The 14,007-nt window shown below is 64.1% G+C and carries 14 protein-coding genes; 7 read left to right on the forward strand and 7 right to left on the reverse strand.

Going from position 1 to position 14,007, the window contains the following annotated elements:
* Positions 1–22: 22 nt before the first annotated feature.
* Positions 23–1,735 (reverse strand): TIGR04028 family ABC transporter substrate-binding protein, encoded by a 1,713-nt coding sequence (locus tag QYQ99_RS14450; protein ID WP_302088801.1) that lies wholly within the window; start codon positions 1,733–1,735, stop codon positions 23–25.
* 221 nt (positions 1,736–1,956) lie between these two features.
* On the opposite strand from QYQ99_RS14450, the gene QYQ99_RS14455 reads away from it, so the two are divergent.
* The 3 genes from QYQ99_RS14455 to QYQ99_RS14465 all read left to right on the forward strand — a co-directional run bounded on the left by QYQ99_RS14455 (position 1,957) and on the right by QYQ99_RS14465 (position 4,755).
* Positions 1,957–2,541, forward strand: a complete 585-nt coding sequence (locus tag QYQ99_RS14455; RefSeq protein ID WP_302088802.1) for an OsmC family protein — start codon at positions 1,957–1,959, stop codon at positions 2,539–2,541.
* 23 nt (positions 2,542–2,564) lie between these two features.
* Entirely contained in the window at positions 2,565–3,386 is an 822-nt protein-coding gene (locus tag QYQ99_RS14460) for a VOC family protein (RefSeq protein WP_302088803.1), read from the forward strand.
* Between the two features lie 118 nt (positions 3,387–3,504).
* Complete coding sequence (locus QYQ99_RS14465) at positions 3,505–4,755, forward strand: Hsp70 family protein (RefSeq protein ID WP_302088804.1); 1,251 nt, start codon at positions 3,505–3,507, stop codon at positions 4,753–4,755.
* 108 nt (positions 4,756–4,863) lie between these two features.
* Here the strand turns inward: QYQ99_RS14465 and rsmI are convergent, their stop codons facing one another.
* On the reverse strand, positions 4,864–5,787 hold the full coding sequence (gene rsmI, locus QYQ99_RS14470; protein ID WP_302088805.1) for a 16S rRNA (cytidine(1402)-2'-O)-methyltransferase: 924 nt from the start codon (positions 5,785–5,787) through the stop codon (positions 4,864–4,866).
* Here rsmI and QYQ99_RS14475 point away from each other — a divergent pair.
* The 3 genes from QYQ99_RS14475 to QYQ99_RS14485 all read left to right on the forward strand — a co-directional run bounded on the left by QYQ99_RS14475 (position 5,787) and on the right by QYQ99_RS14485 (position 7,536).
* Positions 5,787–6,188, forward strand: coding sequence for a YraN family protein (locus tag QYQ99_RS14475; protein ID WP_302088806.1), 402 nt, complete (start codon positions 5,787–5,789; stop codon positions 6,186–6,188). The genes rsmI and QYQ99_RS14475 overlap by 1 nt on opposite strands.
* 89 nt (positions 6,189–6,277) lie before the next feature.
* The gene (locus QYQ99_RS14480; protein WP_043375490.1) at positions 6,278–6,886 is read left to right on the forward strand and encodes an SIS domain-containing protein; all 609 of its coding nucleotides are present in this window, start codon (positions 6,278–6,280) and stop codon (positions 6,884–6,886) included.
* Entirely contained in the window at positions 6,883–7,536 is a 654-nt protein-coding gene (locus tag QYQ99_RS14485; RefSeq protein WP_302088807.1) for a BON domain-containing protein, read from the forward strand. The genes QYQ99_RS14480 and QYQ99_RS14485 overlap by 4 nt, the downstream gene beginning before the upstream one ends.
* 60 nt (positions 7,537–7,596) lie before the next feature.
* On the opposite strand, the gene QYQ99_RS14490 is transcribed toward QYQ99_RS14485, so the two are convergent.
* From QYQ99_RS14490 to QYQ99_RS14500, 3 genes are all read right to left on the reverse strand, one after another.
* Entirely contained in the window at positions 7,597–8,508 is a 912-nt protein-coding gene (locus tag QYQ99_RS14490) for an NAD(P)-dependent oxidoreductase (RefSeq protein ID WP_302088808.1), read from the reverse strand.
* A gap of 159 nt (positions 8,509–8,667) precedes the next feature.
* Positions 8,668–9,804, reverse strand: a complete 1,137-nt coding sequence (locus tag QYQ99_RS14495) for a PilT/PilU family type 4a pilus ATPase (protein WP_302088809.1) — start codon at positions 9,802–9,804, stop codon at positions 8,668–8,670.
* 123 nt (positions 9,805–9,927) lie between these two features.
* A complete protein-coding gene (locus QYQ99_RS14500) occupies positions 9,928–10,971 on the reverse strand; it encodes a type IV pilus twitching motility protein PilT (RefSeq protein WP_302088810.1) in 1,044 nt (347 codons plus the stop codon).
* Positions 10,972–11,008: 37 nt separating this feature from the next.
* Here QYQ99_RS14500 and QYQ99_RS14505 point away from each other — a divergent pair, with 37 nt between their 5' ends.
* Positions 11,009–11,731: a YggS family pyridoxal phosphate-dependent enzyme gene (locus QYQ99_RS14505; protein WP_302088811.1), complete on the forward strand. Its 723-nt coding sequence runs from the start codon at positions 11,009–11,011 to the stop codon at positions 11,729–11,731.
* Positions 11,732–11,861: 130 nt separating this feature from the next.
* Here the strand turns inward: QYQ99_RS14505 and QYQ99_RS14510 are convergent, their stop codons facing one another.
* The gene (locus tag QYQ99_RS14510) at positions 11,862–13,109 is read right to left on the reverse strand and encodes a branched-chain amino acid ABC transporter substrate-binding protein (RefSeq protein ID WP_302088812.1); all 1,248 of its coding nucleotides are present in this window, start codon (positions 13,107–13,109) and stop codon (positions 11,862–11,864) included.
* Between the two features lie 47 nt (positions 13,110–13,156).
* A complete protein-coding gene (locus QYQ99_RS14515) occupies positions 13,157–13,951 on the reverse strand; it encodes a TetR/AcrR family transcriptional regulator (protein WP_302088813.1) in 795 nt (264 codons plus the stop codon).
* Positions 13,952–14,007: the final 56 nt, after the last annotated feature.

Below are 14,007 nucleotides of genomic sequence, written 5' to 3' on the forward strand. Positions count from 1 at the left end.
CGCCTCCTTTGTCGGTGCGCGCTCAGCGCTTGGCCAGCCAGGTGCTGTAGAAGCTGGGGCGGCCCACGGCCTCGAAGCCCACTTCACGCACCCAGGTCGCACCCGCGAAGGCCTGGGGCTCCTCGAAGATCGGGATCACATAGGCCTGGTCGATCAGATAGTTCTGCACCTCGCCGGTCAGCGCCAGGCGCCGGTTGGCATCGGTCTCGGCAGCAATGGCATCGAACAGGTGGTTGAGCTTGCTGTCCTCGAAGGACTTGACCTTCTGGCTCACACCGCCTTTTTGCAGCAGCACATTGCGATTGCTCGGGTAGTAATTGCTCTTGATCACGTCGGGATCGGCGCGGCCCACCATGCCCGGCAGCACGCCGGTCTTGTCGGGGTCCAGCGTATCCACCGTGCGGCTGCCCGAGTCTCCGGCCAGCACATTGAGCTTGATGCCCAGCCTGGCCCATTGCTGGGCCACCAGTTGCAAGGTCTCCTTGTTCTGCGGCTGTGGCAGGGACTCGTAGGTCGAGAGCACGAAGTCCTGGCCGTTCTTCTGGCGCAGGCCGTTGGCGCCCAGGCTCCAGCCGGCCTCGTCGAGCAATTGCCTGGCCCTGGCCTCGTCAAAGACCAGCTTGGCCGACAGGTCCACATAGCCGGCTGCCGTGGAGGCGATCACCGAACGTGCCTGAGGGTAGCGCGGCGAGAACAGGGTCTCCACAATCTCCTTGGTATTGGTGCCATGCAGCAGGGCCTGGCGCACCTTGAGGTCGGCCACCAGGGCGTTGTCGGGGCGGATCGCGATGCTGTTGTTCACACCGCGCGTGGATGGTGCGTAGATGGTGAACTTCTGCTGCTCCACGCGCTTTTCGTCATAGGCCTGGACCTGGCGGATGAAGCCGGCCTGGCCGGCCAGCAGCGCACCTATGCGCACGCTGTCCTCGGGGGTGACGATGAACTTGACTTCATCCAGGCGTGCGCGGCCCTGATGGGCCAGCTTGGCCGGACCCCAGCGGTAGTCCTGGCGCGCCTTGAGTACCAGCTCCTTGCCCAGGGTCTCGCTGGCCACCACGAAGGGGCCCGAACCTATGATGCGCGTGGCGTCGCCCAGCTCCTCGAATGGACGATCCAGCGTGGCCGGCGAGACCAGGCCCGAGCCGATCACCGAAGTGCCCTGGAGAAAGCCCGGTGAGGGCTTTTTGAAGAAGAACTTCACAGTCAGCGGATCGACGACTTCGCTGCGCTCGTAATTGTTGATGACCTCGGAAACCGGCTGCTTGAGCGCCTTGTTGCCCAGACCGTAGGTGTCGAAGTTGCGCGCCACGGCGGCTGCGTCCAGCGGTGATCCGTCCGAGAAGCTCACGCCGGAGCGCAGCTTGAAGCTGTACTCGGTGGCATCGGCGTTCACGGTCCAGGACTCGGCGATCCAGGGCTGGATCTCCAGTGTTTCGGGGTCCTGGTAGGTCAGCTTGTCCGTGATCTGGTTGAGCACGCCACCGTTGGGATAAAAGCCTCCGGCAGGCGGATAGAGGTTGGTATGTGCCTGCTGTTCCAGGTAGACCAGGGTGCCGCCCTGAGCCGGCTTGGCCGAGGCATCGGCCTGGGCCGTGCCGGATTGCCTGGAGCAGCCAGCCAGCAGCATGCTGCCCGTCAGCACTGCCACTGCGGCCCATAGAGTCTGGCGTTTGGCCGACTTGTTCACTGGCTGTTTGATCGACGGATCCGTCTGCGAAGGGAAAAACACGTTCATACCTCGTCGCCACATGGCGTTGAAAACTCAGGTTCCGGACGCATTGCCGCAGCGGCTGTCCGGATTCATGGCTCTCATGCTATCGACGCCAAATATTCGTGTTCATATATTGAGTAGCATCGTTATTTGAAAAACAACTAAGAGGCTGGCGCCTGCATATTTGCTGAGCGCATAAGCGCAGGCGAATTCCTTTGTTGGTCCGGCAGGCCGCTCTCACAACAATGGCCAGGCATTCCTTCATCGAAAGCCCGCTCATGAGTCATCTCAACGAATATCTATCCGAAAAACGCGCGGCCGTGCTGGCACGCAGCGCCGCCATTGCGGCGGGCACGGCCCAGGCCGCCAGACTCAAGGCCAGCGTGCGTGCCGAGGGGCGCAGCGGCGTGCGCCGCCTGCGCATCCGCGAGCACCAGGTCATCAGCGACAGCCCGCCCGACTTCGCAGGCTACAACCTGGGGCCGAGCTCGCCCGAGCTGCAACTGGGCGTGCTGGGCACCTGCGTCACTCATATCTTTTTGATCCAGGCGGCCGAGCGTCAGGTACCGCTGGAGAGCCTGGAGGTCGAGGTCACGGGCGTCATCGACCCGCGCGGGGGCAAGCCCGGCCACGAGGCGACGCCGATCTGGCCGCACGATATCGGCTATACCGTGCATATCGATTCGCCGGCCAGCCGTGCCGAGATCGATGCACTGTTCGAGGCCGTGGAGAGAACCTGCCCCATCCTGAACCTGCTGCGCAACCCCCAGTCCATCCGCGCCGAGGTGCGCCATACCGACTCCAGCGCGCCCGAGCGCCTGGCGGCCTGAGAACCTTTTGGAAAGACTTTTGCATGAGCTTGCCACTCGACCATATCGTCATCGCGGTCCAGGACCTGGAACGCACGATTGCCGACTACCAGTCCCTGGGTTTCAATGTGCTGCGCGGCGGCGAGCACCCGGGCCGCTCCACGCACAACGCCCTGGTGGTTTTTGCCGACGGCGCCTATTTCGAACTCATTGCCTGGCGTGCCGCCGCGCCCGAGGAGCGCTGGTGGCAGCAACTGCATCAGCACGGCGAAGGGCTGGTCGACTTCGCGCTGCTGCCCACTGAGACTGGCGCCGTGGTGGCGGCGGCCCGGGCGCGCGGCCTGGACTATGAAGCCCCTTATGAGGGCGGACGTCTGCGTCCCGATGGAGAGCAACTGCGCTGGCGCAGTGCACGCGCCCACAGCCAGGATCTGCCGTTTCTGTGCGGCGACCTGACGCCGCGTGCCCTGCGCGTGCCCGAAGGCCAGGCCCGTGTGCATCCCAATGGCGCGACCGGAGTGGCCCGTCTGGAGGTGGCGGTGCAGGACCTGCAGGCCAGCCTGGCGCGCTGGCGGGCATTGCTCGGCGATGCAGTGAGCGTCGGCCCGCTGCGGGTCTCGGCCGACGGCAGCACGCAGCAGGTGTCGCTGGGTCTGGGCGCCACCGAGCTGGTGCTGGCCGCACCCATACAGGCTGCGGGCCCCCTGGCCCAAAGACTGGCCACGCGCGGCGAAGGCCCTTATGCGGTCGTGCTGTCAGTGCCGCAGCAGGCAGCAGCAGGGGGACTGGACGAAGTTGCTACCCACGGGGTGCGCATTGAACTGGAACAGCATTCCGGGATCGAGGTGGAAACCGCCGCCGCCTAGGTCCAATAACAGGGGCGCTAGAATAGCGCCCCCGCTGACACCCATGCCCACTTCGGTGGGCGTTTTCGTTGCGGCCGCGGCAGCCTTTCCGGGCCGGCGCGGTGCAGCGCTGCCTTTCATGACCACAGCTCTCACGCCTGCCACTCTGGGCATCGATTTCGGAACGTCCAACTCTGCCGCTGCCTATCGCCTGCCTGGCAAGACCGCCGCTTTGCTGCCCCTGGAAGGGGCGGCCACCGGCATGCCCACGGCGCTGTTCTTCAATACCGAAGAGCACAGCACGCATTTCGGCCGCGATGCCATGCAGCAGTATCTGGCCGGCGAGGAAGGGCGTCTGATGCGCTCCCTCAAAAGCCTGCTGGGCAGCAGCCTGTTGCTGGAAAAGACCGCAGTGCACGAGCAGCTTGTCAGCTACCAGGACATCATCGCGATCTTTCTCAAGCGCGTGGCCGATCAGGCGCGTCAGGCGCTGGACGGACGTCTGCCCGAGCGTGTGGTGCTGGGGCGTCCCGTGCATTTTGTCGACGAGCACCCGCAGCGAGACCGTCAGGCGCAGGACGCCCTGGCCGCTGCGGCGCGCGCCGCCGGCCTGGGCGAAGTCAGCTTTCAGCTGGAGCCGATTGCGGCAGCACTGGACTACGAGCAGCGCCTGAGCGAGGAGCAACTGGTGCTGGTGGTCGATATCGGCGGTGGCACCTCGGACTTCACGGTGGTGCGTCTGGGCCCGCAACAGGCCGGACATGCAGACCGTACTCAGGACATTCTTGCCACCACCGGCGTGCATATCGGGGGCACGGATTTCGACCATCGCCTCAATGTGGCCCAGGTCATGCCGCTGCTGGGCTACAAGCACATCGGCCCCAGCGGGCGTGAGGTACCCAGCAGCGTGTTCTTCGATCTCTCCACCTGGCATCTGATCCAGTGGCTGTACACGGCCAAGGCCCTGGCTTCGGCACGCGGTCTCAAGAGCGATTACAGCGATCTGCAACTGCACCAGCGCCTGATGAAGGTGCTGGATTGGCGTGAAGGCCACAGGCTGGCCGATGCGGTGGAGCAGGCCAAGATTGCGGCTTCGCAAAGCCATGCGGCCTCGGCCATAGCGCTGGACTGGCTGGAGCAAGACCTGCCTGCGGCCATCTCCCCGGAGGTGCTGCAGGAGCAGTTGCAGGCCTTGCTGCTGCAGGTCGTTGAATGTGCGCAGGACTGTGTACGCCAGGCCGGCGTGGCGGCACCGGACGCCATCTATCTGACCGGCGGTTCGTCGGCCCTGCGGACCCTGCGCGATGCGCTGCGCGTCGCTTTCCCGGATGTGCCGCAGGTCGAAGGCGACCTGTTTGGTGGTGTGGCAACCGGTCTGGCCTATGCCTGAGCTTGAAGCCCCCTGAGCCGCTGCGCGGCTTCTCCCGTGGGGGATAACTGCGCTGCGAGGCGGCCCTTGCCAGGCGTTTGCGGTTTGTACCGCGCCCGGTTGAAGTGCTTATTCTTCTTCGGCGGCTCGCTTGAGCTCCAGGGCACGGTCGTAGAGCGTGTTGCGACTGGCTCCCGTGATTTCGGCGGCCAGCTTCACGGCCGTCTTGGTCGGCAACTCGGCCAGCAGCAGCTTGAGCACACGCTCGGCCTCGCCTGACTCCTGTTGCACCGTTACGGGGTGCAGCACGATGGCGAACTCGCCCTTGACTCGCTGTGGCGAGGCCTGCAGCCAGGCTGCCAGCTCGTGGGCCGGCATGCTCGCGATCTCTTCAAACTGCTTGGTGATTTCGCGCGCCAGCGTGACGCGACGCTCGCCCAGCAAGGCCAGTGCCTGGGCCAGCTCGATGATGCGGTGCGGGGCTTCCAGCAGCACGGTGCAACGCGGCTGGTCGGCCAGTTTTTGCACGGCGGCCAGTCGTTCGGCATTCTTGGTGGGCAAGAAGCCGGCAAACACAAAACCGCTTTCGCCCTGTGCCGGCGTGACGGCACCGGCCACGCTGATGGCCGATGTCACGCTGCTGGCGCCGGGCAGCGGAATGCTGCGCAGCCCCACGGCCTGCAGCGCCGCGCACAGGCGCGCGCCCGGGTCGCTGACGCCGGGCGTGCCTGCATCGCTGACATAGGCGACGCGCTGGCCTTGCTGCAGGCGCTCGATCACCTGCTGGGCGGCTTCTGCCTCGTTGTGCTGATGCACGGCCAGCAACTGGTTGCCGGGGCGCTCCAGCCCGTAGCTGCGCAGCATGCCCTGGGTGTGGCGCGTGTCTTCGCAGGCGATGCAGTCCACGATCTGCAGCACATGCAGCGAGCGCAGGCTGATGTCGGCCAGATTGCCAATCGGCGTCGCCACCACATACAGGGCTGCCTGCGGATAATGCTGGGAAGCGGCCGCGTCATGTGCGGCAGTCAGTGCAGAGGCGAAAGAGGTAGTCAATGGATTTCCTTGGAAAGCGGCCCAAGCCGGCGCAAAGCACAACCGCACGCGGGCAACAGGCCGAGGATGCTGCGTTGGCCCATTTGCAGGCACGGGGCCTTAAGCTTGTCGAGCGCAATTATCGGACGCCGGGCCGTGGTGGCGGCGAAATCGACCTGATCCTGCGTGACCGCGACGGGTCTTTGGTGTTCGTGGAAGTCCGCAGCCGCAACACCGAGCGCTTCGGCGGTGCCGGCGCCAGCATCGGCCGCCTCAAGCAGCAACGCATTGTGCTGGCCGCCAGGCACTATCTGATGAGGCTTGCGGCAGCGCCGCCGTGCCGCTTTGATGTGGTGCTGGTCGACAGCTCCGGGAACCAGATGCGCATCGAGTGGCTCCAAGCGGCATTCGAGGCGCTTTAGTCGCCGCGTCATAGTTGTGCGCAACACTGATGCGCAAATAACGGTTTGCTACCAAAGAGATAACAGGTGGCGGGTATCATCGGGCCTCCATGCTAGAGCAACGAATTCAACAGCATTTCATCGACAGTGCCGACCTGAAGTACCAGGCCGCCCAAGCGCTGAGTCAACCTATTGCTTCCGCCGTACAGGCCATGCTGGCCTGCGTGACGGGCGGCGGCAAGGTGTTGGCCTGCGGTACGGGTGTTTCGGCCAGCGATGCCCAGTTATTTGCCTCCCTGTGCGTGACAGGGTTCGAGCGCGATCGTCCCGAGCTGGCGGCCGTGGCCCTGACTTCCGATGGCGGCCTGCTGGGCAGCGTGGGAGCCACGGGCTCGGGCGGCAATGCCAGCCAGTACCTGGCGCGTCAGGTGCGGGCGCTGGGGCAGCCCGGCGATCTGCTGCTGCTCATGTCGGTGACCGGCAACGACACGGCCGTGCTGGATGCCCTGGAGGCCGCCCACGAGCGCGACATGATGGCCGTGGTCTTGACAGGTCGCACCGGCGGCAATCTGGCCACCGCCGTGCGCGAGACCGATGTACTGATCTGCGTGCCCCACGACCGTGCGGCGCGCGTGCGCGAAACCCATACCTTGATCCTGCACTGTCTCGCCGACGGTGTGGACTCTCAACTGCTTGGTGACCAGGAGATGCCTTTATGAAGTTGAAGTGGACCCGTGTTGCATGTGCGGCCCTGACCGTTGCCGCTCTGGGCGGTGCCTTGAGCGGTTGCGTGGCTCTGGTGGGTGGCGGTGCCGCTGTGGCGGGCATGTCGGCAGTGGACAGGCGCACCACCGGCACTCAGGTTGAGGACCAGGGCATCGAGCTGCGTGCCGGCAATCGCATCAGCGAGGTGATGGGCGACAAGGCCCGCGTCAGTGCCACCAGCTACAACCGTGTAGTGCTGCTGACCGGCCAGGCAGGCAATGCGACGGACAAGGCGACCATCGAGAAGCTGGTGCGCGAACAATCCACCGTACGCCAGGTCTATAACGAGATCGAGGTCGCGCCTTTCACGGCCACTCTGGGTCAGCGCTCCCAGGACTCTCTGATCACGACCAAGGTCAAGGCCAGTCTGGTCAATGCCAAGGACATTTCATCCTCGGCCATCAAGGTCGTGACCGAGAACAACGTGGTCTATCTGATGGGCATAGTCACGCCGCGCGAATCCAAGCGGGCTGCCGAGATTGCCCGTGGCGTCAACGATGTGAGCAAGGTTGTGCGCCTGTTTGAGGTCATCTCCGAAGAGGAACTGGCTGCTGCAACATCCAAGGCCGCCCCTGTGGTCGAGGATCGCTCCAGCATGAACTGAGGCGAGTTGAGGGGCACAAAAAAGCCGGACTCGAGTCCGGCTTTTTCATGGTGCAGCGGCTCAGCGCAAGCGCTGAATCAGGCTGGAGGTATCCCAGCGATTGCCCCCCATGGCCTGTACATCGGCATAGAACTGGTCCACCAGCGCGGTGACGGGAAGGCGTGCGCCATTGCGCTGGGCCTCGGCCAGCACCAGTCCCAGATCCTTGCGCATCCAGTCCACGGCAAAGCCGAAGTCGAACTTGCCCACGGCCATGGTCTTGCCGCGATTGTCCATCTGCCAGCTCTGGGCCGCGCCCTTGCCGATCACGTCGAGGACCTTCTCCACATCCAGATCGGCACGCAGACCAAAGGCAATGGCTTCGGACAGCCCCTGGACCAGGCCCGCAATGCAGATCTGATTGACCATCTTGGTCAGCTGGCCGTTGCCGCATGCGCCCATATAGGTAAAGGCGCGCGAGAAGGCGTCGGCCACCGGGGCAACCTGATCGAAAATCTCCTGATCGCCGCCGCACATGACGGTGAGCTGGCCGTTGACCGCCCCGGCCTGACCGCCCGACACAGGGGCGTCCATGAAGTGCAGGCCGCGTTTGCGTGCTTCGGCATACAGCTCGCGTGCCACCTGGGCCGAGGCCGTGGTGTGATCGACAAAGATGGCGCCAGGCTCCATGCCCGCAAAGGCACCGTCGTCGCCCAGCGCAATCGAGCGCAGGTCGTCATCGTTGCCCACACAGCAAAAGACCATGCGTGCGCCCTTGACGGCTTCACGGGGCGTGGCCGCATGGCTGCCGCCGGGGAACTCCTGGGCCCAGGCCTCGGCCTTGGCCGCCGTGCGGTTGTAGACCGTGATCTGATGGCCAGCCGCAGCCAGGTGCCCGGCCATGGGAGAGCCCATGACACCCAGGCCCAGAAAGGCCACAGGAGTGGAAGCGCAAGCAGCGTAGCTGCGGGAGGCGATAGTGGCTGTGCTCATGAAATCCTCTAAGACTTGGTGCGGAATAGTTCGATCATGGTAGCGCCGCAGTGCATGGCTCCGGTGGCGCGGCGCATGGTAGCGGCTGCTTGCAAGAGCCTGGGGGGCACCGCATCCCTGCAGTGTCCCGGGCAAGGGCGTACCAGCGCCCTTGAGGGCTTAAACGATAGTCAGATGCTCGGTGCCGGCCGCCAGGTCCAGAGTCCGGGCGCGCTGGCTGTTGAGCTTGATCTGCAGACGCAGGTCGTTGACCGAGTCTGCATTGCGCAGCGCATCTTCGTAGGTGATGAGATTGGATTCGAACAGGTCGAACAGCGCCTGGTCAAAGGTCTGCATGCCGATATTGCGGCTTTTCTTCATGATCTCCTTGATCTCGACGACCTCGCCCTTGAAGATCAGGTCGGCGATCAGCGGCGAGTTGAGCATCACCTCGATGGCCGCTACACGGCCCTTGCTGTCCTGCTTGGGGATCAGGCGCTGGGAAATGATGGCCCGCAGATTCAGCGAAACGTCCATCAGCAGTTGCGGGCGACGCTCTTCGGGGAAGAAGTTGACGATGCGGTCCAGCGCCTGGTTGGCACTGTTGGCGTGCAGTGTGGCCAGGCACAGGTGACCGGTTTCAGAGAACGCAATCGCGTGCTCCATGGTTTCGCGGTCGCGGATTTCGCCCATCAAAATCACATCGGGAGCCTGGCGCAGCGTGTTCTTGAGTGCCGCTTCCCAGCTGTCCGTATCCAGCCCCACCTCGCGTTGCGTGACTACGCAGTTCTTGTGGGGGTGCACGAATTCCACGGGGTCTTCCACCGTGATGATGTGGCCGAAGGAGTTCTCATTGCGCCAGTCCACCATGGCAGCCAGCGTGGTGGACTTGCCCGAGCCCGTCGCGCCGACCAGGACGCACAGGCCGCGCTTGGTCATGGTCACTTCCTTGAGCACCTGCGGCACGCCCAGGCCGTCAATCGTGGGCAGGGTGGTGGGAATGGTACGCAGCACCATGCCGACCTTGCCCTGCTGCATGAAGGCATTGACGCGGAAGCGACCCACGCCGGCCGGCGAGATGGCGAAGTTGCACTCCTTGGTGTGCTCGAAGTCCGCCACCTGCCTGTCGTTCATGATGGAGCGCGCCAGGGCCAGCGTATGCAGCGGGCTCAGCGGCTGGGGCGAGACCTTGGTGACTTTTCCGTCAATCTTGATGGCGGGCGGAAACTCCGCCGTGATGAACAGGTCGCTGCCGTTGCGGCTGACCATGAGCTTGAGCAGATCGTTGATGAATTTACTGGCCTGATCGCGTTCCATGATCGTTCCTTGAGGCAGCGTCAAAATTGGCAGAGCCCAAGTGAGAGACGCCGAGCAAGAGCCGCCTCGCGGCGAGGGCGTCGTCCCCCTGGGGGGAAGCGGCAACGCCGCTCAGGGGGAGCCTTATCCCGGAAAGTTCTCGGGAATCTTGGCCTTGCTGCGCGCTTCGGCCGGGCTGATGAGGTTGCGGCGCACCAGATCGGTCAGGTTCTGGTCCAGGGTCTGCATGCCCATGTTCTGGCTGGTCTGGATGGTGGAGTACATCTGTGCCACCTTGGCCTCGCGAATCAGGTTGCGGATGGCGGGTGTGCCCAGCATGATCTCGTGCGCGGCCACACGGCCCTGGCCATCCTTGGTCTTGCACAGCGTCTGCGAGATCACGGCCTGCAGCGACTCGGAGAGCATGGAGCGCACCATTTCCTTTTCCTCGGCCGGAAACACGTCGATGATACGGTCGATGGTCTTGGCCGCCGACGAGGTGTGCAGCGTGCCGAACACCAGGTGACCGGTTTCGGCCGCCGTCATGGCCAGGCGGATGGTTTCCAGGTCGCGCATTTCGCCAACAAGAATCGCGTCCGGGTCTTCACGCAGCGCGGACTTCAGCGCTGCCGCGAACGACAGCGTCATGGGGCCGACTTCGCGCTGGTTGATCAGGCATTTCTTGGACTCGTGCACGAATTCGATGGGGTCTTCCACCGTCAGGATATGGCCGTACTCGGTCTCGTTGAGGTAGTTGACCATGGCCGCCAGCGTGGTGGACTTGCCCGAGCCGGTGGGGCCGGTCACTAGCACCAGGCCGCGCGGCTTCAGGGCCAGCTCGCCAAAGATCTTGGGGGCGTTGAGCTGCTCCAGCGTCAGGATCTTGCTGGGAATGGTACGGAACACGGCCGCCGCGCCGCGGTTCTGGTTGAAGGCATTGACACGAAAACGGGCCAGGCCTTCGATCTCGAACGAAAAGTCCACTTCCAGAAACTCTTCGTACTGCTTGCGCTGGGCATCGCTCATGATGTCGTAGACCATGGCGTGCACGGTCTTGTGGTCCAGCGGATCGATGTTGATGCGACGCACATCACCGTGGACGCGAATCATGGGGGGCAGGCCTGCCGACAAATGCAAGTCCGAAGCCTTGTTCTTGACACTGAATGCCAGCAATTGCGTGATATCCACGGAGATCCCTCTCTGGTTTGATACTCTGGCGCCAATTATGACGACGATTGAAAACAATCTGGGGCAGATTCATGCCCGCATCGCAGCCGCTTGCGCCAGTGCAAGCCGGCCCATGACATCGGTGCAGTTGCTGGCCGTTTCCAAGACCTTCGGCGCGGATGCGGTGCGCGAGGCCGTGCTGGCCGGCCAGCGCAGCTTTGGCGAGAACTATATCCAGGAGGCCGTGGAGAAAATGGCCGCAGTGCGCGCCATGCAGCTGGCAGGCGGCGAGGCGCTGCAATGGCATTGCATAGGCCCCATCCAGAGCAACAAGACGCGGCTGGTGGCCGAGAATTTCGACTGGGCCCAGACCGTGGACCGGCTCAAGATCGCCGAGCGCCTTTCGGCCCAGCGTCCGCAGGGCATGGCACCGCTCAATGTCTGCATCCAGGTCAATGTGGATGGCGGCAGCACCAAGTCCGGCGTCATGGCCGAGCAAGCGCTGGAGCTGGCCGAAGCCATGGTGAAACTGCCCAATTTGCAGCTGCGCGGCATCATGAGCATTCCTGACGACACTCCTGATTTCGAAGCGAAATGCGCAGTCCACAGAAGGGCTGCATCCATTTTTGAAGCCATAAAGTCCAGCGCTCTCGCGGGGCTGGAGCATTTCGACACGCTGTCCATGGGCATGACCGGCGATCTGGAGGCGGCCGTGGCCGCAGGCAGCACCATGGTGCGCGTGGGCAGCGGGATCTTTGGAAAGCGGAGCTACACCCCCTGAGCGGCTGCGCCGCTTCCCCCTCTCTCTACGCGCTGTGCGCTAAGGGAGGGAGACGACAGCCTCGCTGCGGGGCGGCCCTTGCTTGCTGTCTCCTGTTGGGGCCGCGCCAGTTTCAGATGTTCGCTCTGGCTTAAGGTCGCTTCATCTGGCAGTCGGTCGGTAGATCAAGCTGCTGGGCGGAGTAGACGGCGTCGGTTCTGAAGCCGTAGTTCGTGCCTTCCCAGCCGGTCTTGACCAGCTTGCCGTCCACGGGGGCGATGGTGTTGACGACCTGGGGCAGCAGCAACTGATGGTCCTTGCCGCGCATCCTGACGGGGCCGAAGACGGTGTCCATGGACATGTCCTCCATGGCCCTGGCGATCTTCACGGGCTCGGTGGACTGGGCCTTGGCCATGGCAGCGGCCAGCATGCGTGGCACCAGGTCCATGCGCGGTGCCAGAAAGTCCTGGTTCATCCTGGCCTTGTACTCCCTGGCGCGGGCGTCGGCCTGGGCGCGGTCGGCCATGCCGGGATGCCATTCCGCGACCCATGTCACCTGGCCTATCTTTGCCTGGGAAATGGAGGTCACGGTGCCTGGAAAGCCGCCTGCGCTATGGTTGAAGTAGCGCAGGTTGTAGCCCGAGTCTCCGGCGGACTTGAGCAGCAGAGCCAGATCCTGGCCCCAGTTGCCGGTGATGACCGAATCGGTTCCGGCTTCCTTGATCTTGGCCACGTAGGGGGCAAAGTCCTTGATGCGACCCATGGGGTGCAGGGTCTCGCCCACGAACTGTACGTCTGGTCTTGCCTTGCCGACCATGCTGCGACCGAAGCTGGCCCATTGCTTGCCGTGGGCATAGTCCTGGTTGAGCAGAAAGACCTTGCCGATCTCGGGCTGGGTCTTGATGTAGTTCGCAATGGCCTGCATGCGCATGGCGGTGTTGGCATCGAACATGAAATGCCAGAAGCTGCAGGACTTGCCGGTCAGCTCGGGATCGATGGAGCTGTGGTTGAGTATCAGCACCTCCTTGCCCGGATTGCGCTGGTTGTAGCGCGATGCCGCCTGTACCAGCGCCGTGACCACCGAGGAGCCCGATCCCCCCGTCACCACCACGCGTGCGCCCTGGTCAATGGCCGCCTGCAGCGCGCTCTGGCTCTCCTGGGCCGAGAGCTTGCTGTCGAACTGCAGCAGCTGGAATTTCGCGCCGTTGTAGAGGCCGCCCTTGGCATTCACGTCATCGACGGCATAGAGCACATGGTTGCGCATGACTTCTCCCACATTGGCAAACGGGCCGGAGAGCGGGTCGATGAATGCGATCTTGAACGGCTCTGCCGTCTGGGCGGATACGCTGCCGGCGCAAAGACCGGCAGCCAGCGCAAGGGCTGAGAAGCGAACGGGCATGGTTTTGTCTCCAGGGAGTTGGAATGGCGCCTTGGCCTCTGGGGCTCTCAACTGGCGCTGTGGCTGGTGGAGGAAGCGCTCTTGCGGCGCCTGGGGGGCGAAGGGTCTTGTGGCTGTGGCTGTGGCGGCGACGCAGTGCGGCTCGCGCGCTTGCGAGGCGCAGGGACAGGGGCGGGTGCAGGGGCAGGGTTGCGCAGGCCCAGCACGCGCGAGGCCAGATCGGTCAGTTCGACCACCATCTCGGCCGGGCCCAGCTTGCCGCCGGGCTGGTACCAGTTGTAGAGAAAGCCGGGCAGGCTGCAGGCCGCCTGGGCCGTGATGCGGGTGTCGCGGAAATCGAAATGCCCGCTGGCGCGGCCTTCGTCGAGCAGGGCGCAGAACTGCCTGTAGAACTGCTGGGCCACATTGCGCGAGGCCTTGAGATAGGCGGGACTGAAGGCCTGCGGCTCGCGGTAGGGGAAAAAGCCCGCCGGATAGTGCGCAATGGTGGCGGCGATCAGCCGCTGCAGGCCGTCGATGGCTTTTTCATGCGCGGGGCGCGGGTCGTCGGCCGCAAAGTCCAGCACCGTAAAGCAGGCCTCGGTCGGAGCCCAGCACAGGGTCTCGAAGATTTCCTGCTTGTTGCGGAAGTAGTAGTAGACGAAAGGCTTGGTCACGCCCAGCGCCTGCACGATCTGCTCGATGGTGGTGTTGGCATAGCCATAGCGATCGAACAAGGCTTCGGCGGCCTTGAGAATGCGCTCGCGCTTCTCGTCGGAGCCGGCCGTGGGCAGGCGCTGGCGGCCGCGCGGCGCCACGGGGGCAGCCGGCTTTCTGACGGTCTTTCTGGATGGGGCGGACATGAGGGTTTGCGCGTGTCGCATTCGTTATACCAATGGGTAGCATTGTTCTACCGGCA

It is taken from the genome of Comamonas testosteroni (assembly GCF_030505195.1).
In the GTDB taxonomy this organism is placed as follows: Bacteria; Pseudomonadota; Gammaproteobacteria; order Burkholderiales; family Burkholderiaceae_C; genus Comamonas; species Comamonas testosteroni_G.

Excerpts from the sequence above, each read along its gene's own strand:
- QYQ99_RS14475 (WP_302088806.1), top strand. The coding sequence starts at position 5,787 with ATGGATTTCCTTGGAAAGCGGCCCAAGCCGGCGCAAAGCACAACCGCA.
- QYQ99_RS14465 (WP_302088804.1), top strand. The coding sequence starts at position 3,505 with ATGACCACAGCTCTCACGCCTGCCACTCTGGGCATCGATTTCGGAACG.
- QYQ99_RS14510 (WP_302088812.1), bottom strand. The coding sequence starts at position 13,109 with ATGCCCGTTCGCTTCTCAGCCCTTGCGCTGGCTGCCGGTCTTTGCGCC.
- QYQ99_RS14490 (WP_302088808.1), bottom strand. The coding sequence starts at position 8,508 with ATGAGCACAGCCACTATCGCCTCCCGCAGCTACGCTGCTTGCGCTTCC.
- QYQ99_RS14505 (WP_302088811.1), top strand. The coding sequence starts at position 11,009 with ATGACGACGATTGAAAACAATCTGGGGCAGATTCATGCCCGCATCGCA.
- QYQ99_RS14460 (WP_302088803.1), top strand. The coding sequence starts at position 2,565 with ATGAGCTTGCCACTCGACCATATCGTCATCGCGGTCCAGGACCTGGAA.
- QYQ99_RS14485 (WP_302088807.1), top strand. The coding sequence starts at position 6,883 with ATGAAGTTGAAGTGGACCCGTGTTGCATGTGCGGCCCTGACCGTTGCC.
- QYQ99_RS14495 (WP_302088809.1), bottom strand. The coding sequence starts at position 9,804 with ATGGAACGCGATCAGGCCAGTAAATTCATCAACGATCTGCTCAAGCTC.
- QYQ99_RS14450 (WP_302088801.1), bottom strand. The coding sequence starts at position 1,735 with ATGAACGTGTTTTTCCCTTCGCAGACGGATCCGTCGATCAAACAGCCA.
- QYQ99_RS14515 (WP_302088813.1), bottom strand. The coding sequence starts at position 13,951 with ATGTCCGCCCCATCCAGAAAGACCGTCAGAAAGCCGGCTGCCCCCGTG.
- QYQ99_RS14455 (WP_302088802.1), top strand. The coding sequence starts at position 1,957 with ATGGCCAGGCATTCCTTCATCGAAAGCCCGCTCATGAGTCATCTCAAC.
- QYQ99_RS14480 (WP_043375490.1), top strand. The coding sequence starts at position 6,278 with ATGCTAGAGCAACGAATTCAACAGCATTTCATCGACAGTGCCGACCTG.